Raw genomic sequence first — 20,515 nt, forward strand, 5'->3', positions numbered from 1 at the left:
ATGACAGAAGATATACTCGAATACAGAACCGTACTCCCAGCCCAGGTAACCACCTGGTACCCGGCATGCAGGGTAGAGGATTTCCCTAAAGACGGGGGCCTTTGTATCTCCTATAGAGGCCTGCAAATCGCCGTTTTCAATTTTACCCGCAGGCAGGAATGGTATGCCACACAAAACCTGTGTCCTCATAAGCACCAGATGATCCTGAGTCGGGGCATGATCGGCTCAGAAGGGGATGAACCAAAAGTGGCCTGTCCCTTTCACAAAAAGACCTTTTCGCTGAAAACGGGGGCCAACCTGAATGGCAATGAGTGTGAGCTGGCCACCTATCCGGTAAAAGTGGAAAATGGCACAGTCCTGGTGGGATTTGCGTAATCTTACGTATCCAGGCACGTTTAATCAGGGCAATTACTTACTTTTATGCCTTGACCTGGCTCAGGTTGACACATGGCAAAACTCAGATTTAAACGTTTAGGACTTTTTTACCTCATAGCACTTGGCTGCATCGCGCTGAGCATCGTTGTTAGCCAAATTCTGATACAGACCTCCATCAACCGTCAGCAGGATGACGCTCATGTGATCAATGTGGCGGGTCGTCAACGGATGCTGAGTCAAAAAATCAGCAAGCTGGCCCTCAAAATAGAGCACCAAAAAGGTGAACAGCTCCAAAATACCATGGCACTGCGGGAAGCCCTGGCCCTGTGGAAGCAATCTCACGAAGGCCTCCAGTTTGGAGATGCGGAGCTGGGGCTCTCCGGGGCTAATTCCAGCATCATCATGGAGATGTTCGAGACCATTTCCCCACACTATGAAGCCATCTACCAAAACGCACAAGACCTCCTCTCCTTGCCCCCTGATCATGACGACAGCACTGCCCTACTCAGAGCGGACTATGTAAGCACCATTCTGGCCCATGAATCTACCTTTCTGGAAGGCATGGACAAGATCGTCTTCCAGTACGATGAGGAAGCTCAGAAAAAAGTACGGGAACTGAAAGAAACCGAATATTTCCTCCTCGTCATTTCTCTACTGATCATCATCATTGAATTGATTTTCATCTTCCGGCCGCTGGCCAGAAGTGTGCGCGCCACTGTGCAGGATCTCATGGCGTCTGAGGAATCCTCGAGAAAGATGACCCGCGAACTCTCCAAACTCTACGAGGAGTTGGGCAAGTCCTATCAGGACCTGGAGGCGGTCAACCTGGAACCGGAATCCCCCTCACTTTATGCCAGCATGAGCGCTCAGGGGGAGTTTACCTACCTCGCTCCGCGTTTTCTTCACATGATGGAATACGAAGAGACCGAGCCACCCAAAACTTTCCAACAATTGCTCAAAAGCAGTGGATATAAAGATGATTTCATCAAAGGACTGATGCAACTGCTTCAGGAAAGTAAAAACTGGACCGGAGAAATCAGGCTCATCACTGAGCCCGGAGACTTCTGCTGGGTGGAGACTTTTCTAATACCCATCGTCATCACCGGAGAGATCAAAATGATCTCACATGACATCACAGAGTTCAAGGAAGCCAAGATCCGCTCCCGGGAGCTGAACAGAGAACGCATCGAAAAGTCCGTGAAAGAGCAGCAGTACCGCTCGGTACTGATCCTGGAAGGTCAGGAAGAAGAACGAAAGCGGCTCTCCAGAGAACTACACGATGGCGTGGGCCAAATGCTCTCTGCCATGAAGCTCCTGCTGGAATCTTTCGCGCCCTCCTCCAACCCAATGAAAATGCGACTGGAAGACGCCAAGAGCCTGATGAAGAGCATCATTCAGGAAGTGCGTCGTGTTTCCTTTAACCTCACTCCAAGCAGCCTCGACGATTTTGGGTTGGTGCCGGCCATCAAGAAATTTTGTGATGAGATCAACTCGGTGACCAAAGCGAAGGTGGAATTTGTGAATGAAACCAGATTTATCAACCGTCTGGAAAGCACCATTGAAACCAACCTGTACCGCATCATACAGGAGAGCGTGAATAATGCGCTCAAATATGCCAAAGCCACACACATCACTGTGCGCTTTTCGCATAACATCAACTCGCTGAATATCCTCATAGAGGATGATGGCAAAGGATTTGACTATGACCGACTGGGAAGCAGTGGCCATTTTGAAAAAGCCGGTCATGGAATTTTTAATATGAAAGAGCGAACTTCTTATATTGGCGGTAGTTTTAACCTGACTACCGAGCTCGGAAAAGGAACCAAAATATTTATCACATTATCCCTAGATAAAAATGATTAAAGTAGCCCTGGCCGATGATCACGAAATAGTGCGTCACGGCATCAAAATGGTATTGGAAGACGACCCGGAGATCCAGGTAATATGGGAAGCCTCAGACGGGCAGGAAGCCGTGGAAAAAATGGACTCTGACGCCCCTGATGTGCTCGTAGTGGACATTCGCATGCCGCTCATGACCGGACTGGAAGTGACGCATCAGCTCAAAAAAAGCAATAAAGAGGTAAAAATCATCGTGCTCACCATGCATGATGACTCAGAGTACATCGTCAAAGCGCTCGAATACGGGGCAGACGGCTATCTTCTGAAAGACACCAACAAGGCAGAGTTTAACAAAGCCGTGCACATGGTGAATAATGGACAAAAATATTTCAGCGGAGACATCTCCACCACCATTGTGGATTTTTACAGAAATGGGGGCCCTCGTCCCGGTACCGGATCAGAACCAAGTGGATCAAACTCCGAGGATTATCAGCTCACCAAGCGTGAAAAGCAAATCCTAAAATTGATTTATGAAGGAGTATCCAACAAGGACGTGGCTGAAACCCTTGGGAAAAGTGTCCGCACCATAGAGACACACCGCTTCAACATCATGAAAAAGCTGGAGGTCAATAATATCACTGAATTGTTGAAAAAAGTAGAACGCGAAGGGCTGGATAAGATGTTGTAGTCCGGTGTTCTATGAGATTCATTTATGAAAAAACTACTACCAGGTTACCTCAATACAGAAATTGTTAAATCTGAAATCAAGCGATTAGAGGTCTTTATTGGATTTTTATTGACTGGAGTAGCCTTGTCGCTCTTTATGCAGATCCGCCACTTCAACCTGATGCGGGATACCTTTCGCAATCCATTTTCCTTTCCGTTCATCTTACTCACCGCCGCGCTGATGATCGCTTTGTTCACAGCCGGAAGGAAGTGGGTACTGAGACTCCAACGAAAGGGCCGCAGATTACCAAGAACCTATTTTTGGTATACCGTGCTTATGGAAGTCTCTATCCCTTCACTATGGCTCGTCGTGACCTCTTTGATTGAAGAAACATCTTCATTGCTAGACTCACCCATTGTCTTTGTCTTCTTTATTCTGATCATAGTCTCTTCCCTCCACCTCGATTTTTGGCTCAGTGCCTGTATGGGAATGCTTGTATCCATTTTCATTGCCTCATATACCTATTGGGTCACAGAAACCTACCCTATCAAACTTCACCTCCCGTTGGCCATCTATTATATCCGGTCCTTCATGTTTCTGATGAGTGGTATATGCGCAGGACTGGTAGCAAGTGAATTAAGAAAAAGGCTTACACTCACCTTTCAGGAAATACAAGCCAAAGAGCAGATAGAAGGACTGTTTAACCAACAAGTATCAAAAGAGATGGTGGAAGTGCTCAAGGAAAAGCAAGACTTTACCGCCCGATTGGATGTGACCATTATGTTTCTAGACATACGAGATTTCACTCAAAAAGTACAGCACCTCACCGCTCAAGAAGTCAATGCTTTCCAAAATAAATTCTTTTCGCCGGTCATAGAGATAATCAATGCAAACAATGGCATTGTAAATCAGATTATGGGTGATGGGCTAATGGCCACATTTGGAGCTCCGATAAAAGACACCACCCACTACAAAAGTGCCTGGAATGCCACCCTCAAGATTTTGGATTTCCTCAAATCTTTTCGAGAGACAAACCCAGAACACCGCACACTGGACATTGGGATGGGAATGCACTGCGGCGAAGTATTGGTGGGCAACATAGGTACGGAATCGCGAAAGCAACTCTCCATATCCGGTACTCCGGTGATCATAGCCTCGCGCATAGAGCAGCTCAATAAAGAAATGGAAAGTACAGTGCTGATATCCAAAGCCCTTTTTGATATGCTCTCAGACCACATAGACCAGCATGAAACCAAAGGAATGATCAAAATGAAGGGGTTGGACAAAGAAGTGGAAATCGTGAAAGTCTTTTAAATCCTAATAGGGATACGGTGCTTTAAAGAAAACTTCTGCCACCCCAAATGCCAATACTGCCACCACAAACCCAAACATGAAAATGGTGTAAGAGATCCTCAGAAGCCTGTATTTTTTACCAAGCACTACCCCCAGAAAATAGATATCCCGTATCAGGCTGGTGTAGAGGTAATCAGCATCTTTCATCATTTCCTTCATCCCCCACTCGTACTTTCCCATCTCCATTCGATGAAAATTACCAAAAAACAAAAGGTTTGTTCGCTTATTCTGTATGTCCTCCTCTGTGAAAGTCCCCTTTGACACATTGGGCAAAGTAGCCAGAATGGCAAAGACGATAGTAGAAAGACAGACCACAGTCATGAGCATAGCGGGTATGATCAGGTGCGGATATTCTTCAAGCTTCCTAAAAAGAACAGACACCAGTACCGACAGGATAATGGAATTCACTGAAATCATAATGTTGGCTTTGGTATCTGCCATAGCACTGAGCTCCAGGTGATTTTTGGAAGTAAGCCTAAACATTGTCTCCACCCCACGGGTAGGTGTGACCTCTTTTACCTTCTTTATCTTAACTTTCAGTTTTTCCACCTGAGCCTTCAGGGCTGAAACTTCATCTTCTGTGTTTTTCATCTCCATTAATTTCTCATTCACCTTTTTCAAGTTCTTCTTCACCCTTGCTGTAAATTTCTCTTTGGCATAGCCAGTAAAAAACTCATGCTCAGTAATGAATCGCTGGTTGGACCTATACCAGTCGATGTCCGAAATATTCTTACCATTCAGTCGCCGAAGCTCCTCTTGCAGCAGATCTGCTTTGTCACAGTAGTTTTCCTCAGCCAGATGGGCCAGATCCGCATCACACAATATAGCCTGAAGATCATTTTTTGGATTCTGCGGCATTTTAGTTGCCATGATACAACCCACCACCTTCGCCGCCCGTTCATCATCGTATCCTTTTTCAGATAAAAAATCCAATGCAATTTCAGCACTTACTTCTTCATGGTTCTCAATGGTTCGCTTGTAGCCAAGATCATGAAACCAAGCAGCCAGTTCTACTATCTCCAGCTCTTCAGAACTTACTCCAGTCTTCCGGGCAATCTCCAGCGCCGCACGCACCACCTCGCGTGTGTGGTCCACTGAGTGGTATTTGATCTCAGGTGCCAGCTCATTGTTGAGAATGTTTTCGGCAAATTGCTGGGCTTCCTTTAGTAGTTCGGATCTTTCTCCGGCCATTTCAAGTTTATCTAAGGGGTTCAAAATACCACATTTTCTAAATTCAGATTAATTTAAAGCATTTTATCAGATGTCCATAAATAACAATTCCCGGGGGTTATTTATTCTATTCTTAGTGATTAATCTCTTCCTATTTCTGACACTTGCCCAATCCAGCTGCTCCACCGCTTCTTTTCGAGAGCAAGCAGACAGCCTTTTTCTTATTACGGACGATGTAAATGTTTATTATAACCTAAAGATACCCGATGATAAATATTTCCTACCTTATTCACTCTCAGAGATTTCAGGAATCACTCATCTCAACGACACTCACCTCCTTTGCGTAGAGGATGAGGGCGGAAAAGTTTATGAGTATAACCTTCTCAAAAGAAAGATTACTAACACCATCGCTTTCAGTAATCCCGGAGATTTTGAAGGGATTGAGCTTGTAGGAGACACCATCTACGTGCTGGAAAGTGATGGAGACATTTATGAGTTTACTTACACCAAACACAGCACCACCAGAGCTACAAAACACGAAAACCAACTCAGCCGAAAAAATGATACGGAGGGGTTAGGCTATAACCCATACACCGGCAGACTCATGATTGCCTGCAAAGAGGATGAGGACATAGAAGGGACAAACGCCAAAGGAAAAGCGGTCTACGAATTTGACCTTCACACAAAAAGACTGGTTACACCACCACTTTTCGAGATTAGTAGAGAAAAAATGGATGATTTTTTTGAAGCACATAGGGATTTTGAATATGACAAGAATCGAATCAAATTTGAACCCTCAGGAATTGCGTATAATCCGCTGGACGGTCACTTCTACTTGCTCGCTTCAGTCGGAAAACTACTGGTGGTTTTGGATCGAAATGGCACCATCAAAGCCACATATCCCATTGCACCCAGAGTGCTCAGTCAGCCAGAGGGCATTTCCTTTTCTTCCCAGGGAGTTTTGTACATCAGCTCTGAAGGTGAAGGTGACAAAGGATACATTCTGAAGTTTAGTCCACATAAAAAATGAGATTACTTTTCTCCCTGTTGCTTATTGCGGTAAGTACCCTGGCCTCGGGACAGGAGGTTTCTGTCTACCTCATCGGAGACGCTGGGGCTCCGACATCTCCAGATCGCAACCTGGATTTCTTACAAAAAATCACCAAAGAGGCAAAAGCCACAGACGTCCTCATCTTTCTGGGTGACAATCTTTATCCTGATGGCCTCCCTTCCAAAGAGGACCCTGCCCGTGGCACCATGGAAAACAAACTCAACGCCTCCCTCAACATCATGAAGGCATTCAAAGGTCGCTCAATCATTCTCCCTGGCAACCACGACTGGTCTCGTGGCGGAAAAGATGGATGGAAAAAAGTGCTCAACATGCAGCGCTATGTGGATGAATATATGGGCACGTCAACCGTCTTCCTCCCCAGAGATGCCTGCCCCGGGCCTGTGGAGATCCCACTTACCAATGCCCTCACACTTTTGATTGTGGATACTCAGTACTTTCTTCATCCATGGGATAAGCCTGGTCGTGAAGATGGCTGTGAGTCAAAATCTACGGCAGAGGCACTTGAGGAGCTCGATGATCTTCTGAAAAGAAATGCGGATAAACATGTGATAGTAGCCGGACATCATCCCATGCATAGCTATGGCCCTCATGGTGGCCAGTACACATTGAAACAGCATATTTTTCCTTTGACAGATGTAAACCGGAAACTATGGATTCCGCTGCCAATCTTGGGCAGCATTTACCCCATCTTTCGATCCGTATTTGGAAGCAGGCAAGATATCACCAACCCACGGTACAAATTGGTGCGAAATACCATGGTCAAGTCATTTGCCCAGGTGAAGGATCTGGTATATGTCAATGGCCATGAGCATTCGCTTCAGTACATCCGCAAGGACTCTGCCCATTACATCACCAGCGGATCAGGATCCAAATCTTCCAATGTATCTGACGGAGCTAATTCCCTCTTTAGTAGTGCAAAGCGCGGCTTTGCTCAGCTCACCTATCATGCGGGAGGGTCGGTTGATCTGAAGTTTTTTAATGGCGATTTGCAGGAAAAGATTTATGACAGTCCTATCTACACAAAGAAAGTAAACCATAAATCAAATGAGATGCTTAAGGCAAATTACAGCGACAGCACCGTAGTGCGCCCGATTAGTCTCAGGTATGCCATCAAATCCAATACACATGAATTTTGGCTGGGAGAAAACTACAGACAACTCTGGTCCACACCAGTCTCCATGCCGGTTTTCAACATTGATCAGGAACATGGAGGGCTGGAAATTCTTAAACTGGGAGGTGGCAACCAAACCAAATCCTTGAGGCTGGAAGCAAAGAACGGCCGCCAGTACGTACTCCGATCACTTGATAAGTACACAACCAAACTCCTCCCTGCTCCGCTCTATGAGACATTGGCAGCAGACATAGTGCAGGATCAGATCTCTGCTGCTAATCCCTATGGCGTCTTTGCCATACCTCCACTGGCAGAGGCTGCGGGCATCTATCACACCAACCCACAGCTGATGTATGTGCTCGATGATCCGCGATTCGGGCCTTATCAGTCATTGTTCGCCCATATGCCGGTGCTCTATGAAGAACGTCCAAACGATGACGCGGCTTCAGAGGATTATTTTGGAGGTGGAGAAAAAATAGAAGGAACACCTGATGTGATTGCTACCATACAAGGGGATAATGATGAAGTAATTGATCAGGATTTTGCACTTCGGAACAGACTCTTTGATATGCTGATAGGTGATTGGGACAGGCATGAGGATCAATGGCGCTGGGTACGTTTAGACCAATCGGATAAGGGACACTACTGGAGGCCCATCCCCAGGGACCGTGATCAGGCTTTCTTTGTCAATGAGGGAATGATCGGCTGGGCGGCATCCAGGAAATTTGCCCTTCCCAATACTGAGGGATTTGACGAGAAAATGGATTATCCACCCGGGTTCAATGCCAGTGCACGTTTTTTCGACCGCACCTTTTTAAATGCACTGGACTGGTCACAATGGGAGAAACAGATCGACATCCTGAATACCCGACTCACCAATGAACTGATCGACAGTGCTTTTAACGTTTGGCCAGACACTATCCGGCTCCAGGCTGCCCAAGAGACCTCCCGGATACTCAAAGCGCGAAGAGACGACATGAGAAGGTATGCCCGTATATATTACCTGTTTCTCTCCCGAGAGGTGGAAGTGGTGGGTACCAACAAACACGAATATTTTTTAGTGGAGAGAATCAGCAATGAAGCCACCCGGGTCACCGTACATAAGCGAAAAAAGGATGGAGAGGTACTGCAAATCATCTATCAGCGCACCTTCTTGAGCAGTGAAACTGAGGAAATCCGACTATACGGACTAGAAGGCGAGGATGTATTCGAAATTAAAGGACAGGTGAAAAGCGGCATCCGGATCCGAATTATTGGCGGGGAAGACAACGACAAAATCACCGACCATTCCCGTGTGAATGGGCTTAAGCACCACACGGTGGTTTATGACCTGAAGCAAAACACACAACTCCACCCGTCGAAAGAAACCAAATCCAGGCTAAGCAACAACATAAACGTCAATGCTTACAACCGCACGGCTTTTGAATATGACAAACTCATCCCTCTGGCCAGTGTGGAGTTCAACTTTGATGATGGTTTGTTTTTGGGTGGTGGTTTTATTCTGACCAAAGAGGGTTGGCGCAAGGATCCCTTTGCTGCCCGGCATCAACTCAAAATCAATGGTGCGTTTGAAACCGGGGCTGTTAACCTTTATTACAACGGCACGCTAAGTGATGTTATTGAATGGTGGGACTTGAACCTTGACTTTACTCTTCAGCGCCCATTTGGGGTATCCAATTTTTTTGGCTTTGGAAACGAATCGTCCTATGATTTTAAGGGCCAAGGTGATGCCGGTGGTTTTGAGGATGAAATTGATTTCTACCGGATCAGGTTTGAGCGTTCGCAAACTTACCTTAACCTCGCACATAGTATAGGAGCGAAAGGTAGTTTCAGAATGGGTCCCGAACACCTATCTTATGAGTTGGAAAATAAAATCCAGGATAGATACATACACCAACCTAATAGCGGGACTGATCCAGAGGCCTTATACAAAAGCCATCAGTATGTAGGCTATAGGGCGGAGATAGCCACGAACACTCGCAACCATCCAGAACTGCCCACTAGCGGTGTATTTGCACAACTGATATATGGAAGTTACTATGGCCTGAATGCGCGCTCCAGAAATTTTAGTACACTGAAGGGAGAATTTATTTTCTATCTATCCACTCGCATCCCGTCCAAAGTCACCTTTGCCAATCGAATAGGTGCACAATTCAACGAGGGAAGTCTGGAATTTTTCAATGGGGCCATTTTGGACAAGGAAACTCTACGCGGATACAGAAGAGGTCGGTTTATTGGAGAAGCTTCCCTTTATCATAATTTTGATTTACGGGCTAAACTGTTCAGTTTCAAAACCTACCTATTTCCCGCAAGCGTGGGTATTCTCGGCTTCCATGATATAGGGCGGGTTTGGCTAAAATCTGAACAGTCTGACACCTGGCATACAAGTAAAGGCTTTGGACTGTGGGTCGCACCCCTGAATCAGTTGGTGGTCACGGCTAATACGGCATTTTCAAAGGAAGAGACATTACCCACAGTTACCTTTGGGTATCAGTTTTAGGGCAAAAAGAAAGGAGGGGTTTATGAAGCCCCTCCTAATCACCGCCTAACCAATCTGCGTCGCGAATGCGACTGATTGTTCTTAAATATTTTCGAAACGTTTGACTTTTAGTTGTCAGTAGTATCTTGTCTATCAAACACTATAACGTTATGTAGATTTTTTCGTTCACCCTTAGCTCTAAATTGATGAGCGATTAAAATCTTATAAAGCAAATTTGAAGTTTTCCGGGTAATTAATTGGTCTGGTTGCGTTGAATGACAACTTTAACTGCATGAACGACCAATATCCTTCCGTTAACAAGAATCAGGTTCCTCCCTTCAAATCCCTTCTAACCCTTTCAATAGTACCAAACGGGGATTTCAACTCCTTTATTGTGGATGCCAGGAGATAAAAAAACGAGCCCATTGCCCAGGGCAAAAGAGTGCAGCATAGAGGAACTCTGCTTATCCAGAATGGTAGCAACCCCCTCCTCCACTTTCGCGCGGTAGAAAGTAGGCCTTACTCCCCGCACTTCAAAATCGTGACCAAGCCCCACCCTTTCCGGAACCTTTGCTGCCCCACCCAAAAACTGATGAATAAGTGGGGTCACATAAAGATAAAAGCAAGTCAGGGATGAGGCAGGGTTTCCAGGGAGCGCATAGACAAACTGGTGCTTTCTTTTCCCAAAAAAGAGGGGTTTTCCAGGCTTTTGATCCACTTTATAAAATACCTCCTCCACTTCATTCTGGGCGAGCGCTTCCTTGACAAAATCATAATCACCCACCGAGATGCCGCCACTGATCAGGAGAATATCTACCTCACCAAGCAGGTCACGGATTGCACTACTGGTGGATTCTAAATCGTCTGTCACCCTGGCCACTCCGGTGACTTCCACAGGCAACTGCTGCAAGGCCGCCTGGAGGGAACCTCCGTTGCTCTCATAGATCTGACCTTCTCCCAACTGCTCACCGGCTGTCACCAGCTCATTCCCCGTGATCAGAATACCCACACGTGGCCTTGCGAAAACCGACACACTGGTAATTCCTAAGGAAAGTAACATGCCTACGGTCGCGGCATTGATGTAGTGCCCTGCCTGAAACACTTCCTGTCCCTGGCGGATTTCTTCACCTTTTATTCTCACATTAGCTCCTGCGGCGGGTATTTCCGTAAGGGAAAGTGCATGACCCTCCACAAGCGTTTTTTCCTGCATAATCACGGCCGTGGTACCTTTCGGTACCCTGGCACCGGTAAAAATTCGCGCGGCCTGTCCAGGGGCCAATGTTAGTTCACTTTGACTGCCCGCAGCCACCTCACCAATGATCCGGTACGTATCAGACTCCCCACACAGGGCATATCCATCCATCGCTGAGTTGTCAAAAACAGGAATGTCCATTGGGGAAACCACCACATCTGCCAGATGTAAACCTACAGCCTCCGATGGGTGAACGTGCTGCTTCACCCTGACCGGGCGCTGCTTCGCAATGCGTTCAAAAGCCTCTTCGATACTTACCATCACCCGCCTATTGATATCATGGATCGGTTTTCTTCATAATGCGACTGCTCCATCACTTCCATACCATCCCGGGAAAACTTCTTCCCTTTGATGGCTTCAAGGATCAGCGGTTTCAAATCCGCCTGAGCACGGTGCGGGGTTAGCAGATCCGTTTCTGAGGTCGCAAAAAGGCAATTTTTCATCTTCCCATCGGCCGTCAGGCGAATCCGATTACATCCCTCGCAAAAGGGCTTGGTGATGGTACTCACCACCCCGAAAGAGCCCTGAAAACCGGGCACCTGATAATTGGAAGAAGTACTATGCGCCGGATCCTGTTGCTTTTGTGGCTCACCGAAATGACGGCTCACTTCTTTCAAAATTTCCTCTTCGCTTACGCCCTTGCTCCAATCCCATTGATTGCCTTTGAAGGGCATAAACTCTATAAACTTAACGTTGATGTTTTTATCTCTGGTAAGCGCTACAAAGTCTTTGATTTCCGCATCGTTCACCCCTTTGATCAACACAATGTTCAGTTTGATCTGAAAACCACGCTTCAGCGCTTCCTCTATATTGGCCATGATCCGCGGAAAGTAATCACGCTTGGTCATATAAAGGGCCTTGGCCTGGTCCAGAGAATCCAGGCTGATATTGATCTTTTTAAGGCCAATTCTTTCGAAGAGATCAAAGTATTTGTCCAGCAAAATCCCATTGGTCGTCAGCTTAAGCGTGACCGGAAGCTTTGAAAGCTCCTCGATAAGGTAAGCAAAGTTTTTGCGCACGAGCGGCTCCCCACCTGTCAGCCTGATGGTGTCCACCCCCAGTTCTGTAAACTGCCGGGCGATGGCAATGATTTCCTCCAGAGACATCAGGTGGTCCTTTTCCGTAAGCTCAATCCCTTCCTCAGGCATGCAGTAGAAGCAGCGCAAGTTGCATCGGTCCGTCACAGAGATGCGCAGGTAATTATGCTTTCGTCCAAAAGTATCGGTGATGTTCATCAGTCGTGTCCCCCTCCTTTCAATACATGGAAGATATGAAACAACCCGGGGAATACCGCATCCATGGCCTCCGTAGCTCCTGCCGTGGAGCCGGGCACCGCCAATATCACCTGCCCTTTTCTGATTCCCGCCAAGGATCTGGAGAGCATGGCAAAAGGCATTCGCTCCTGACCGTATCTCCTCATGGTTTCCTCCACACCATTGAGGCGTGTTTCCAATAGTGGAGCGATGGTATCGGGTGTCTGATCTCTGGGACCTGCCCCTGTACCTCCGGTGAATATGAGCAAGGCAGCCTCATTCCCTTCTATTATCCCCCTGATTTGATCTGGCTCATCGGGGATCACGCGGTAGGTGATGTCCGTCAGACCAAAACCTCCTAGTTTCTCGCAAATGGCTTTCCCCCCCCGATCTTCCTTTTCACCAGCGGAAATGGAATCTGAGCAAACCACCACCTGGGCGGTGATCCCTTGAGTTCGAGGTGGATTGGAGGACTTTCCACCCTTCTTGGATATCAGCTTGATGTGATGGATCTCCACCCCTTTGTCTACCGGCTTGAGCATATCATACATATTCAGCGCCACTATACTCGCCCCATGCATGGCTTCCACCTCCACACCCGTTTTGTAAATGGTCTTAACGGTCATCAGTATTTTGATCTCCAATCCGGAAATTTCATACGTTATGCCAGTAAACTCTATGGGCAACGGGTGACAATCGGGCAAGAGATCGGGTGTTTTCTTCACTCCGAGCAGCCCCGCCGCCCTGGACATTTCAAATACATTCCCTTTGGGGATGGCCCCTTCGTGGATCATCCGAATGGTCTCCTCCGAGCTCACCTTCACGATGGCCTGTGCTGTGGCGATTCTGAGTGTATTTGATTTATGTGTAATATCTACCATATGTATTTTTTTGAATCCTACAAGGCTTATCCGCCTGTATTCGTCTTCCACTGATGCCCCTGATCCTCAAAAATCTCCTTCCCAAACAATGGCACCCGGGCCTTGATCTGCTCTACAAAATATTCGCAGGCCTCCATGGCCGCTTTTCTGCGGGGAGAAGAAGTAAACACATAAAAGCATAACTCTCCCACCGCAATGAGGCCAGTACTGTGATAAACATGTGCGCAGGTGAGCTCATATTTAGCGAAAGCTTCCTCTCTGATTTCGGTATAAACAGCATTGGCCATATCATCGTATGCCGTGAACTCAATAGCCGCCACTCGTTGACCGTCTACCTCATCCGCACGAACCTGCCCCAGAAAGATCGAATGTGCTCCGATGCTGGTCTTGCTCTGGTGATTAGCCACAGAGGTGGCCAGTTTTTCAGGAGGTATGGGCCCGTCTACGAGCAGTTCTTTTGGAGGCTTATTTGACATGCGTAAATGATTGAAGGTGAGAAACTCGGGTTTTGGCCAAAGCCACTTGTTCTTCCTTTCGGGAAAAAGAAAGCTGCGAGGATGTCCATTGCAACGTATTTAAAATCAACAGCTGGCCAGACAGCACACCTGGAATATCCAGTAACACTTTGATCGCCTCCATGGCCATGATGGAGCCAATTACTCCGGTGACAGGACCCAAAACACCCGTTTCAGCACAGCCAAAACCGGGACGATTCTGCTGCGGGAAAAGACACCTGTAAGTGGGGCCTTCCTGATAATTGAATACAGAGACCTGACCCTCATGCCTGAATACCGACCCAGAAACGAATGGTCGGCCCGTGATCACCGCTGCATCATTGATGAGGTACCGGCTATCAAAATTATCCGTACCGTCAATAATCAAATCAAAATCAGGAAACAACTTCAAAGCCAGTTCCAAATTGAGGAATTCAGAAAAAGAGCTGATTTTCACCATCGGATTGAGCTTTGCCAGCTGAGCACCGGCTACAGTGCTCTTGTCGCTGCCCACATCTTCTGATGTATATAAGGTTTGGCGGTGGAGGTTACTCAGGGAAACCTGATCTCCATCCACGATGCCTATGTGTCCGACACCAGCGCCTACAAGGTATTGCAAAACGGGGCAGCCAAGCCCTCCGGCACCAATCACCAGCACCTTTGACCGGGTGAGACGCTCCTGCCCCTCCTCGCCTACTTCGGTGAGTGTAAAGTGTCGCTGGTATCGTTCGTAATGTTCGTTCATCCGCCAGAAAATGGTGGTAAAATGGCTATTTCATCTCCTTCGCGCAGAACCGATACCCTCTCCGCGAGCTTCTGATTCACAGAAATCTGGCATGACACCAGTTTCATCGCCGGGTATTTCTCATTCAGTTCCTCCAGTAACTCACCAACCGTCTCTGCCGGGGATTCCAGCCATTCATCAGGCCTGCCAGTGATTTCCGAAAGAATGCCAAAGTATTTGAGGTTCATCTCCATCACATCCATATTAATTTCAGGCACGCCAGTGCCAGCACAAACGAAAGCGCCTGTCGCAGACGCACTTCATTAAACCTAAAGCTACCGAGGTAACTTCCCAAAAATCCACCGCAAATTGTCACAACAATTAACGGTAAAATCTGTGCAGAGATCTGCAGCCCATTGCTGTAATCACCTGCCAGTCCGGCCAGTGAATTGATCCAAATGAAAAGAGCCGAAATGGCCGCTGTTTGTTTCACGTCGGCCCAGCCGAGGAGCAGGATCACCGGACTCAGCAAAATACCGCCCCCTATACCTATGATACCCGAGAAGAAACCAATGCAGAGACCCACCAACATGGCCAACACCCTGGATGGGCTTTGAGCCTCTTTTTGCATCTTACCAAAAACCCCCAGCATTCTGAGCACTGCGAATATCAGGAGCACCCCCAGAACTTTCCTGTAGATATATGGATCCAGATCGATCATGCCGCCTATAAAAGCTGCCGGAATGGAAGTAATCACAAACCAGCCAAATAGTCCCGGTTTGAAGTAGCCATTCCGATAAAAGTGGATGAATGACACACCCGCCACGAAGAGGTTGAGCACCAAAGCCGTGGGCTTCATCACTTCCGGTGAAAAACCATACAAGGCCATGATGGCCAGGTACCCACTGGCACCTCCGTGCCCTACGGATGCATAAAGGGCAGACACCAATAGCAATATGAATAACAGGCCATAGTCCACACTGCAATTATACGTAATATGAGAGAATAATGTAGATCATCTCAATATTTCTACGTATTTTTACGTAATACTACTTACACACTAAAGACTCCTCGTTATGGATTGCTTAAGCTGTACCAACGCACAATGCATCATCAAAAAGAACGCTCACTTCGACAAGATGCACGGCTATATGGAGAAGAAATCGACCCTGGTATGCAAGAAAGGGCAGAATTTTATCATTGAAGGGGCTCCAGTTCACGGACTCTACTTCATCCGGGAAGGCAAGGTAAAAGTGGCCAAAACCGGATTGAATGGAAAAGAGCAGATTGTGCGGTTTACCGGAAACGGAGAAACCATTGGTCATCGGGGGTTTGGAGCCGGGCAGTTTTATCAGATAAGTGCCGTAGCTCTTCAAAAAACAACTTTATGCAACTTCTCTACCGAAACCATGAAAGGCATGCTCATGGAAGTACCCACCCTCACCTATGACCTGATGACCTTCTATGCCGAGGAACTCAACCGCAGTGAAGCCAAGGTGAAAAAGTTTGCTCAGATGACTGTAAGGGAGAAGGTAATTGATGCTCTCCTGTACGTAGAACGCAAGTTTGGGCGCACAAAAGGCATCATCAACGTACAACTGTCACGAAAGGAAATCTCTGACTTTGCAGGGACCACCGAAGAGCAGGTCATCAGGACACTCTCCGGCCTGCGCAAAGACGGGCTGATAGAAACTCCAGGCAAAGGAATTTGCATAAAAGACGTAGAACTACTTAGAAAAGAAATCTCGGAGCATAATTATTTTATCGACAGCTAATGACCACATATTCTGTCACTTAAAGAGAATAACCTGCCAAATGGCAGGTTTTTTTATGGGATAAAAGAATGATTTAACCTGCCTGCTCAACACCAATTATTATTTCACCAGGGTCTAGGTTTGCAATAAATACGTAATAATACTTAGTTAAACTACGTAGCAATTAAAGCCAAACAAATCGAGACCATGAAAAAAATCATCTACCTAATCGCGCTAATTGTTGCCCTATCATGCGTAGAGGCCACAGCGCAAATGACCATCTCAGCGGAGGTTCGTCCACGTACCGAATTCAGAAATGGATTTAAGACCCTCACCGAAGACTCAAAAGACGCTTCCTTTTTCACCGAGCAGCGCTCACGCCTCTATCTAGACTATGCGGATTCAGCTTTCAAGTTCAGAGTTTCCTTTCAGGACATCCGCATTTGGGGAGAAACCACTCAGATTTTCAAAGAAGAATATGGCAAAACCTTTCTCAGTGAAGCCTGGGGACAATACTATTTTACCCCAAGCCTTTCTGTCAAAGTAGGTCGCCAGATTATCTCCTACGACAACCAAAGGTTTCTGGGAGGACTGGAATGGGCTCAGCAGGGCCGCAGACACGATGCACTCCTGCTGATGTATGAGCAAAACAAGACCAAGCTACATTTCGGGCTGGCCTACAATCAGGATGATGACGTGCCGGAGCAGGCCTTTCTTCAGGCCCCAGGCGCAGGATACTATAGTGTAGGGGGCAGTTACAAGACCTTTCAATACGGCTACTTCAACAAGGGATTTGAAAATGGGTCGCTCTCACTGCTGGCTTTCAATGCCGGCTATCAAAACCCGGACACCACGGTATCCTTCAAGCAAACCTGGGGTGTGGTAGCCTCTAAAAAGCTCGCTGGCATCAGCCTGGCAGGAGATTTCTACTATCAGACCGGCGAACTGGGTAAAAATAAAGTGAACGCCTTGCTGGCTGGCATCAACGCTACCTTCACTACCCCGGTCACTCCCCTGACCTTCGGCGTGGAGTATATCTCAGGCAAAGACGATGACGACACGTCTTCAGACATTACCGCTTTCAGCCCCGACTTTGGAACCAACCACGCACACAATGGCTACATGGACTACTTCTATGTGGGGCCAGCCAATGGCTCCGTGGGAGTCACTGACCTGTATCTGAAGACCAGCTTCAATGTGGCTGGTGGGGCACTCAAAACCAACATCCATCAATTCATGACCGGGTCTACCCAGCTGGATACCGAAGGTCAGGAACTCTCTAAAACCATGGGCACCGAGGTGGATCTGGTGTTCATCAAAAAACTCAAAGGCGGAGTGGTCTGGAATCTCGGCTACTCTCAAATGTTTGCATCCGACACCATGGAGGCACTCAGAGGGGGTGACAAAAGCGCACTGCAATGCTGGGCCTGGACCATGATCACTTTTAAGCCTACATTCTTCACATCTAAATAATCAGACTTATGAAAAAATTAACCAATCATATACTCCTACTCCTCGCAGCTGCTGTGATGGCGTCCTGCTCGGGTAGCGACGCGAAAAATCAAAGTGCTGATGTAGTTTCAGCAACAGAATCAGGAGCTTCCGCCCTGCTCATCGAGAAGCCACAGCTCACCTTCGGTTTTATTAAACTGACGGACATGGCTCCTCTGGCCATCGCCAAGGAATTGGGCTATTTCGAAGATGAAGGCTTGTTCGTCACCATCGAGGCACAATCCAACTGGAAGAACGTGCTGGACCGGGTCATAGACGGTCAGCTGGATGGCTCTCATATGCTGGCAGGTCAGCCCATAGCTGCTGGTGCCGGGTTTGGCCGCCAGGCTGAACTGGTCACCCCATTTTCCATGGACCTCAACGGCAACGGGATCACCGTTTCCAATGAAGTGTGGTCGAAAATGAAGCCCAATGTACCATTGGATGAATCCGGAAAGCCGATCCATCCCATCAAAGCTGATGCGCTGGCCCCGGTGGTGAAAGAATACAAAACAGCAGGTCGTCCTTTCAAAATGGGCATGGTGTTCCCGGTATCTACGCACAACTATGAGATCAGGTACTGGCTGGCTGCCGCGGGCATCCACCCGGGACTGTACACGGCAGACAACATCCAGGGGCAGGTAGACGCAGATGTGTTGCTATCGGTGACACCACCCCCACAAATGCCCGCTACACTGGAGGCTGGCACCATCTACGGATACTGTGTAGGTGAACCCTGGAACCAGCAGGCTGTATTCAAAGGCATTGGGGTACCCGTGGTGACCAACTACGACATCTGGAAAAACAATCCCGAGAAAGTATTTGTGATGACCAAAAAGTTTGTGGAGGAGAACCCAAACACCGCGGTGGCCATCACCAAAGCCCTCATCAGGGCAGCCAAATGGCTCGACACCCCCGGCAACAGGCCTCAGGCTGTTGGCATCCTTTCCATGCCAGCCTATGTGGGTGCAGACTCCGTGGTAATAGCCAACTCCATGACGGGCACCTTTGAGTATGAAAAAGGTGACAAACGCAGCATGCCGGATTTCAATGTATTCTACCGGTACAACGCCACGTACCCGTTCTACTCAGACGGCATCTGGTTCCTCACTCAAATGCGAAGATGGGGGCAGATACCGGAAAGCAAGCCCGCAGACTGGTACCACAGCACCATCAAGGACATTTACCGCCCGGATATTTGGTCGAAAGCCGCCAAGATACTCGCCGAAGAGGGCAAAATCCCCGCAACGGACATTCCTGAGACAGACGGGTACAAGCCCGCCACCAGTGATTTCATCGATGGCACTACTTACAACGGCAAAGACCCGATTGGCTACATCAATAGCTTCGGCATTGGCAACAAGGACCAAAGTCTGTAACCAAACACTCACCACTCCTCTGAGTGGACTCAAAGTATAAAAACATAGACGTTGGTGTCTTGAGGGCTTGGCTCGTCCGGCCCTCACCACCAGCGCTCATTTTTCACTCATACACCAACGCAATGAAAAATAAATCAATCAAAACCGTCCGATTTTTAGGACTCGGATTTCTGGAGCCGCTCATCCGTCTCTTCAGTGGTGAAGAGCCCGCCAGAAATGGAAAGCTCTTTGCCAAAAAAGCACTGCTGCCCCTGTTTTCGATCATCCTTTTCATCGGCCTCTGGCACATAGGCGCCACGGCACTCTACAACAGTGAGGCGGCAGTCCGCATAGAAAAAGCCCGCGAAGAGCAAGGTGAAGCTGCAGCGACGGCCATGAAGGAATGCATTGCCTCAGGGGATGTGTCCTGCCAGCCCAACACCCTCCCTTCACCCACCAAGGTCTATCAGGCCTACCTGGCGCTTTGGCAGGATCATTTGGCCATAGCCCAGAAAAAATCAGACTTCAAAGCCCGTGTATCCGCCACCAATGCCCAGCGGGAAGCACAGGGCCTCGCACCCATCACCTACACCGGACGGCCTTCCTTTCTGGATCAGGTGGGTACCAGCCTGAAAACGGTGGCTGCCGGATGCCTGCTGGCCATGCTGGTGGCCGTGCCCATCGGTATCATCATGGGCCTGAGCAACTCCCTGCGGACATCGTTCAACTGGCTGATCCAGATTTTCAAGCCCGTGTCTCCGGTTGTTTGGCTGTTGTTGGTTTTTATGATTGTAAAAACGGTCATTACAGACCCCAGCATGGATAAGTCCTTTATCATCTCTTTTATCAGCGTGGGCCTCTGCGCCATGTGGGCCACCCTGGTCAATACCAGTATGGGGGTAGCCACTGTAGACAAGGACTATATCAACGTAGCCCGGGTACTCAAGCTCAACATCGCTCAAAACATCTTCAAAATCATCCTGCCTGCCTCGCTTCCTTTGATTTTCACGGGGTTGCGCATCACTGTATCAGTGGCCTGGATGGTCCTCATCGCCATAGAGCTGCTGGCACAGAGTCCGGGGCTCGGGTCTTTCGTCTGGGAGGAGTTTCAGAATGGCGCCAATGACTCCAACGCCAAAATCATCGTGGCTATGTTCATCATTGGTCTGATCGGTTTTCTGCTTGACAGGATCATGCTCAGCGTACAAAATCTTATGAGTTTCAACAAAGGCATCGCATAAT

At 47.9% G+C, this 20,515-nt stretch carries 18 protein-coding genes; 10 read left to right on the plus strand and 8 right to left on the minus strand.

Going from position 1 to position 20,515, the window contains the following annotated elements:
- From nirD to ACHKAR_RS19660, 4 genes are all read left to right on the plus strand, one after another.
- Nucleotides 1-375, plus strand: a complete 375-nt coding sequence (nirD, locus tag ACHKAR_RS19645; RefSeq protein WP_159581577.1) for a nitrite reductase small subunit NirD — start codon at nucleotides 1-3, stop codon at nucleotides 373-375.
- 72 nt (nucleotides 376-447) lie between these two features.
- Nucleotides 448-2,238: a sensor histidine kinase gene (locus ACHKAR_RS19650; RefSeq protein ID WP_395419082.1), complete on the plus strand. Its 1,791-nt coding sequence runs from the start codon at nucleotides 448-450 to the stop codon at nucleotides 2,236-2,238.
- The gene (locus ACHKAR_RS19655; RefSeq protein ID WP_395419083.1) at nucleotides 2,231-2,902 is read left to right on the plus strand and encodes a response regulator; all 672 of its coding nucleotides are present in this window, start codon (nucleotides 2,231-2,233) and stop codon (nucleotides 2,900-2,902) included. Before ACHKAR_RS19650 ends, ACHKAR_RS19655 begins: the two co-directional genes overlap by 8 nt.
- A 24-nt stretch (nucleotides 2,903-2,926) precedes the next feature.
- On the plus strand, nucleotides 2,927-4,195 hold the full coding sequence (locus ACHKAR_RS19660) for an adenylate/guanylate cyclase domain-containing protein (RefSeq protein ID WP_159581581.1): 1,269 nt from the start codon (nucleotides 2,927-2,929) through the stop codon (nucleotides 4,193-4,195).
- Nucleotides 4,196-4,198: 3 nt separating this feature from the next.
- On the opposite strand, the gene ACHKAR_RS19665 is transcribed toward ACHKAR_RS19660, so the two are convergent.
- Nucleotides 4,199-5,425 (minus strand): Pycsar system effector family protein, encoded by a 1,227-nt coding sequence (locus tag ACHKAR_RS19665; RefSeq protein WP_159581583.1) that lies wholly within the window; start codon nucleotides 5,423-5,425, stop codon nucleotides 4,199-4,201.
- A 115-nt stretch (nucleotides 5,426-5,540) separates the two neighbouring features.
- Between ACHKAR_RS19665 and ACHKAR_RS19670 the strand changes: the two genes are divergently transcribed.
- Together ACHKAR_RS19670 and ACHKAR_RS19675 are read left to right on the plus strand one after the other, a co-directional pair.
- A complete protein-coding gene (locus ACHKAR_RS19670; RefSeq protein WP_159581585.1) occupies nucleotides 5,541-6,434 on the plus strand; it encodes an SdiA-regulated domain-containing protein in 894 nt (297 codons plus the stop codon).
- Nucleotides 6,431-10,087 carry a metallophosphoesterase gene (locus tag ACHKAR_RS19675; protein ID WP_395419084.1) on the plus strand — a complete coding sequence of 1,219 codons (3,657 nt, stop codon included), beginning with the start codon at nucleotides 6,431-6,433 and terminating at the stop codon, nucleotides 10,085-10,087. Before ACHKAR_RS19670 ends, ACHKAR_RS19675 begins: the two co-directional genes overlap by 4 nt.
- Before the next feature lie 337 nt (nucleotides 10,088-10,424).
- Here ACHKAR_RS19675 and ACHKAR_RS19680 read toward each other — a convergent pair whose 3' ends face one another.
- From ACHKAR_RS19680 to ACHKAR_RS19710, 7 genes are read right to left on the minus strand one after another with little or no spacing between them, the layout of a single operon-like run.
- Nucleotides 10,425-11,579 carry a molybdopterin molybdotransferase MoeA gene (locus ACHKAR_RS19680; protein ID WP_395419085.1) on the minus strand — a complete coding sequence of 385 codons (1,155 nt, stop codon included), beginning with the start codon at nucleotides 11,577-11,579 and terminating at the stop codon, nucleotides 10,425-10,427.
- Nucleotides 11,579-12,553: a GTP 3',8-cyclase MoaA gene (moaA, locus tag ACHKAR_RS19685; protein ID WP_395419086.1), complete on the minus strand. Its 975-nt coding sequence runs from the start codon at nucleotides 12,551-12,553 to the stop codon at nucleotides 11,579-11,581. Before moaA ends, ACHKAR_RS19680 begins: the two co-directional genes overlap by 1 nt.
- Nucleotides 12,553-13,452, minus strand: coding sequence for a bifunctional molybdenum cofactor biosynthesis protein MoaC/MoaB (gene moaCB, locus ACHKAR_RS19690; RefSeq protein WP_395419087.1), 900 nt, complete (start codon nucleotides 13,450-13,452; stop codon nucleotides 12,553-12,555). The genes moaA and moaCB overlap by 1 nt, the downstream gene beginning before the upstream one ends.
- Nucleotides 13,453-13,478: 26 nt before the next feature.
- A complete protein-coding gene (locus ACHKAR_RS19695; protein WP_395419088.1) occupies nucleotides 13,479-13,928 on the minus strand; it encodes a molybdenum cofactor biosynthesis protein MoaE in 450 nt (149 codons plus the stop codon).
- Nucleotides 13,918-14,691: a HesA/MoeB/ThiF family protein gene (locus ACHKAR_RS19700; protein WP_395419089.1), complete on the minus strand. Its 774-nt coding sequence runs from the start codon at nucleotides 14,689-14,691 to the stop codon at nucleotides 13,918-13,920. Before ACHKAR_RS19700 ends, ACHKAR_RS19695 begins: the two co-directional genes overlap by 11 nt.
- On the minus strand, nucleotides 14,688-14,924 hold the full coding sequence (locus tag ACHKAR_RS19705; protein WP_395419090.1) for a MoaD/ThiS family protein: 237 nt from the start codon (nucleotides 14,922-14,924) through the stop codon (nucleotides 14,688-14,690). Before ACHKAR_RS19705 ends, ACHKAR_RS19700 begins: the two co-directional genes overlap by 4 nt.
- Complete coding sequence (locus ACHKAR_RS19710; RefSeq protein WP_255465236.1) at nucleotides 14,924-15,649, minus strand: sulfite exporter TauE/SafE family protein; 726 nt, start codon at nucleotides 15,647-15,649, stop codon at nucleotides 14,924-14,926. Before ACHKAR_RS19710 ends, ACHKAR_RS19705 begins: the two co-directional genes overlap by 1 nt.
- Before the next feature lie 97 nt (nucleotides 15,650-15,746).
- Between ACHKAR_RS19710 and ACHKAR_RS19715 the strand changes: the two genes are divergently transcribed.
- The 4 genes from ACHKAR_RS19715 (at nucleotide 15,747) to ACHKAR_RS19730 (ending at nucleotide 20,514) form a co-directional block, all read left to right on the plus strand.
- A complete protein-coding gene (locus ACHKAR_RS19715) occupies nucleotides 15,747-16,445 on the plus strand; it encodes a Crp/Fnr family transcriptional regulator (RefSeq protein WP_395419091.1) in 699 nt (232 codons plus the stop codon).
- Nucleotides 16,446-16,631: 186 nt separating this feature from the next.
- Nucleotides 16,632-17,897, plus strand: coding sequence for an alginate export family protein (locus tag ACHKAR_RS19720; RefSeq protein ID WP_395419092.1), 1,266 nt, complete (start codon nucleotides 16,632-16,634; stop codon nucleotides 17,895-17,897).
- A gap of 8 nt (nucleotides 17,898-17,905) precedes the next feature.
- Nucleotides 17,906-19,294, plus strand: coding sequence for a CmpA/NrtA family ABC transporter substrate-binding protein (locus tag ACHKAR_RS19725; protein WP_395419093.1), 1,389 nt, complete (start codon nucleotides 17,906-17,908; stop codon nucleotides 19,292-19,294).
- 122 nt (nucleotides 19,295-19,416) lie between these two features.
- Entirely contained in the window at nucleotides 19,417-20,514 is a 1,098-nt protein-coding gene (locus ACHKAR_RS19730; RefSeq protein WP_395419094.1) for an ABC transporter permease, read from the plus strand.
- The last annotated feature ends 1 nt before the right edge of the window (nucleotide 20,515 follow it).

This window comes from Marinoscillum luteum, from assembly GCF_044005705.1.
Taxonomy (GTDB): Bacteria; Bacteroidota; Bacteroidia; order Cytophagales; family Cyclobacteriaceae; genus Marinoscillum; species Marinoscillum luteum.